This is a genomic window from Lamprobacter sp., from assembly GCF_034860625.1.
Taxonomy (GTDB): domain Bacteria; phylum Pseudomonadota; class Gammaproteobacteria; order Chromatiales; family Chromatiaceae; genus Lamprobacter.
Map to the genome: position 1 here is coordinate 1 of NZ_JAYESN010000332.1, position 2,664 is coordinate 2,664.

The 2,664-nt window shown below is 60.7% G+C and carries 3 protein-coding genes; 1 reads left to right on the forward strand and 2 read right to left on the reverse strand.

Annotation, left to right across the window (positions count from 1 at the left end):
* Positions 1–924: 924 nt before the first annotated feature.
* Positions 925–1,683, forward strand: a complete 759-nt coding sequence (locus VBE63_RS27050; protein WP_323686095.1) for an ATP-binding protein — start codon at positions 925–927, stop codon at positions 1,681–1,683.
* Positions 1,684–1,939: 256 nt separating this feature from the next.
* Here the strand turns inward: VBE63_RS27050 and VBE63_RS27055 are convergent, their stop codons facing one another.
* Together VBE63_RS27055 and VBE63_RS27060 are read right to left on the reverse strand one after the other, a co-directional pair.
* The gene (locus VBE63_RS27055; RefSeq protein WP_323686096.1) at positions 1,940–2,074 is read right to left on the reverse strand and encodes a DNA polymerase beta superfamily protein; all 135 of its coding nucleotides are present in this window, start codon (positions 2,072–2,074) and stop codon (positions 1,940–1,942) included.
* Positions 2,074–2,622 carry a DUF427 domain-containing protein gene (locus tag VBE63_RS27060; protein ID WP_323686097.1) on the reverse strand — a complete coding sequence of 183 codons (549 nt, stop codon included), beginning with the start codon at positions 2,620–2,622 and terminating at the stop codon, positions 2,074–2,076. Before VBE63_RS27060 ends, VBE63_RS27055 begins: the two co-directional genes overlap by 1 nt.
* Between the last annotated feature and the right edge of the window lie 42 nt (positions 2,623–2,664).

Consider the following 2,664-nt stretch of genomic DNA (forward strand, 5'->3'; position numbering starts at 1 on the left):
CTGATCCGCAGCGTCCCATTCCTCTTGGGCCAGGTTGGGATGACGGGCAATCATCTCCCAGAGCGACCGAACCAACCTCCCACCGGCCAATCAGGACGATCCCCGAGGGGGGCGGCGCTGCCAATGAGACGCTCGGAGTGCTCGCTGAGTAGAGCCCTGGATCGGGTTGGAAGAGGGCTTGCCGCGCTGATGAATAGGGCTCCAAGTTGCCTAGCTGAACACATCGATAGTGCACTCAGTGTCCTACTTGAAGAGCGGTTTAGGGCACTGAGTGCACGCTTGGTCACGGAGGGACGTGCATTGAGTTCCCTAGAGGAAAAGGAGCGTAGGGTACTGAGTGCCCTTGATTGAGCTGGAGATAGGGCACTCAGTGCATCGGTTTGCCGCTGCCCTAGAGCATGCTGTTCCTTAAGCGAAACCTCTCATGGATACACGATTTCAGTGCTGCGAGGGCCTGGTCAGGCGTGATAACAATAATGCAACGCATTGATATAATTTCAGAATAATTCCACTGTCTCGAAGTGTTCAACCCGGCTCAATACGGATGCCAGACGCACCTGTAAGGCACCAGGTTTGCTGAGCGCCGAGCGCGCTCTACAACAACACCAACAAGACTGTCTTACTCTTTATCTTGTTGTTGGTGTTGTTGAGCCGGCGCGATCACTGAACAGCCGGTTGCGAATGCGCGCTGACATCATCGATCGCCCGCTCGTGGTTCTAGCAATGACGCGATTGATCGACTAGGCAGGCGCGCAAAACCCGCGTATAGTGGGGCCTGTCTTCAATGACAGCGGTACCCTCGGTGAGATGCAATAAGACTGAAACCACTCAACCGCGTTGCCGCAATGGAATTGAAACTCAACGCACCGATGAGGCATCAATGCGCGATGACGATCGCCACCCCAGGTCTGTTCGAGGTAGGGGATGAAGAGACATGATGCGCGTCTACGCGATTCAGCATGGCTGGGTCGTCTGCGTCCGGTTGGATCAGCGTTGACACCACGTCCAGGGACCGCGCTGCTCTCAGCCGACGCACTGGCCGAGCGGGGTCGTCACGAGGTGCGCAAGATACTGGCGGCGCGGCACGAGGCGCATGAGCGCCGCTGGCAGCAGCACTTGGCTGCCAGCGGGATTCCAGAGCGCTTCCGCCGCAAAGGCTTTGCCGACTATCAGACCCCACTTGCCGAGCAGGCACAGGCATGGACCGGCTGTCAGGATTTCGCCGCCACGCTCAGCGCTGGCGAATGTCTCGGCGAGACACTCCTGCTGCTCGGTGGCTCAGGAACGGGCAAGACCCATCTGGCCTGCGCCATCCTGGCGAACGTCATTCGAGCCGGACGGCGCGGGTGGTATGCGCCCTTGTCGGGCGCGCTGCGAGGCCTGCGCGATGCCGGCTCGCGTCGATCCAACTGCTCGGAGACCGAAGCCTTCGCGCAATTCAGCGAGCCAGACTTGTTGGTGCTCGATGATGTGATGGGCGCTGATCAGCCTGGGCGCTGTGGGTTGTTGTTTGAAATCCTGGATGCGCGTTACGCGCAGCAACGTGCCACGATCCTGATCAGCGAGCTGTCCATGGCGCAGCTGGAGGCATTACTCGGACCGCGGCTGATGAGGCGGCTGCATGAGGGCGGTCTCCGCCATGAGTGCTTCACCTGGCCTAGCGATCATCATCCTGCAGCTTAGAACCAACGCCCCCGCTGCCCCGCTGAGATTCAGCCCTGACTGCGCTCAATAAGAGACAGCTTTTCGTGTCGTTTTGGGTCATCGACCTGGGCGAACGCTGCGCATCAGCCTGTGCACCTTGGCCAACACCCCTCGCCAGTTGTGCATCGCAGTGGCCTTAACTGCCTGCCTGCTCTGCTAGGTCAAGGCGATTTTGGCCCTCGCCCTCGGCGACCACAGCATACCTCTTGGCTAAACCAGATCGAGAGGTGGTTTTCTATCCTGGTGCGTAAAGCGGCAAGGCAAAGCCCCAACCGCGGCTGCCGGATTCACAGGCGTAGAGCATGCGCACCCCATGCTCGGCCTCGATCGCCGTCAGCGAGCTGAGGATCGCCGCACGCCGTTCATCCACTACCAATGCCCGGTTCCTGGCTCGCCCTTGAACGGGCCGACCAGCTCATCGGTGATCCAGCCGCCGTAGAAGCCACCGGCCTGTGCGCGCACGGTCTCGCCAGCGACAATGCAGCGCAGCAGGCTTGGATAGGCGGCAAACCAGCCGGCGATAACGCTCGCCTCAGCCTCGGGTCGCGGATAGCGCCAGAGTGCGTTACTGATCAAGCCCGTGCTGCCTTCGACATCGAAGTACTCCGCCTCGCCTTTCCACTCGCAGAAAGTACGACGCGTGCTGGGACGTAAACGGGTTTGGTCCACCGCCACTGGAGGCAGATAGAAGGCTGGGGGATGACCCGTCTCCAGCACCCGGATCGCGGTCTGGGTGTGGGCGACCCGCTGTTCACCCGCAGTGACCTCAATCAAGCGCTGATCCGGCACATAGGCCGGCGGGCGCGGGTAATCCCAGACCGATTCCTGCCCTTCGGCTGGGACGACGGCAAACGCTGGCCGCTGCTGGCCGCGATAGATCCAAGCGTTGCGAGCGCGTTCGAGATCCTGTGGGTTCATGGGGTTTTTGCCGTTCTGTTGGGTGGGGCTACCAAGGCTCGA

Bases quoted from the DNA above. Each gene is read 5' to 3' on its own strand.
- VBE63_RS27050 (WP_323686095.1), top strand. From the start codon at position 925: ATGAAGAGACATGATGCGCGTCTACGCGATTCAGCATGGCTGGGTCGT.
- VBE63_RS27060 (WP_323686097.1), bottom strand. From the start codon at position 2,622: ATGAACCCACAGGATCTCGAACGCGCTCGCAACGCTTGGATCTATCGC.